Consider the following 1,063-nt stretch of genomic DNA (forward strand, 5'->3'; position numbering starts at 1 on the left):
CCGGTATCCGGTGACCCGCCGAGCCGAAGCCTTCCGGCGAGGGAGGAGCGCAGCTCGTCCGGCCAGGGCGTCGAACCGCCGGGGCAGGAGGTGAAGCCTGCTCGGCGAGTTCAGGGGGCCGCACCGGAGGAACTCCCGGCGGATCGGCAACCAGTACCCGACGGCTCCGTCATGCCCGGCAGCCTCGAGACACCCGCGCAGGCGTCCGGCGGGAGCCCGGAAGGGCGTCACTACACGGCGGTGGCCCCGGCGCAGACCCACGAGGACGCCACGGTCACGCGGTATGAGCCGGACGACACCGCCGGCGGCGGTCGGCAGGCAGTGCCCGGGGCGGTGCGACCGGAAAGGTCGGCGGGGGAGGAGAGCCCGACTGTCGTCGACCGCTACTACCAGGCCTGGGCCGAACTCACCGACAAGCTGGGGAGCGAGCCTGCCGTGCAGGACCTGTCCGATCACCTGTGGGTGCGGGGCATGGCAGGCCGAGGCGGCGGGCGTATAAGCCCCAGCACACTGCGCCGGTACCGGATGGGCTGGCGCATCTACCGGGTGTGGGCGCAGCATCTCGAGGCCAACGACGGCATCGAGCCGTCCCTCGCCGAGCTGGAAGAGTTGTGCGCCGAGCACGCCATCCGCTCCAAGGGCGGGCGAGGCGACCGACTGGGGCAAAGGGACCTGGAGGGCTATCTCCCCGACTTCCGGCGCCGTTACGCCGCGCTCGTCGGCCGGTGAGCCGCATCCGCACATGACCGGGAGGGACGCACAACCTGTAACGGCCTTCGTTCCCGGCACGGTCGGTTCTTTCCGGTCGGCTCAGTCCCCCGACGAGGCGTCAGGAGCAGGAGCTCGGAGCCCCTCTGAGGCCGCTCCAGAGCGCGTTGGCGGCGCAGTAAGCCCCCCCCGGCCGCTTGGAGCGGTGTGGTGCGGCCGGGGAGGTGCAACGCCGGTCAGACGCTCCCACCGCGTTCGCACAGGACGTTGGAAGGCCCGCTGGCGAAAGGCGCGACGGGCTTCACTGTTCGTCCGGCCTGTACACACTCGGCAGATAGCTGACACTGGCGACAGC

Annotated in this window: 1 protein-coding gene; it reads left to right on the forward strand. The window is 71.4% G+C overall.

The window, feature by feature from the left end; all coding sequences use genetic code 11:
* Nucleotides 1–729, forward strand: a 729-nt coding sequence (locus tag ACFXIV_RS48315; protein WP_379421590.1) for a hypothetical protein, incomplete at its 5' end; no start/stop codon positions are given.
* Between the last annotated feature and the right edge of the window lie 334 nt (nt 730–1,063).

This window comes from Nocardia sp. NPDC059236 (assembly GCF_042754085.1).
Classification (GTDB): domain Bacteria; phylum Actinomycetota; class Actinomycetes; order Mycobacteriales; family Mycobacteriaceae; genus Nocardia.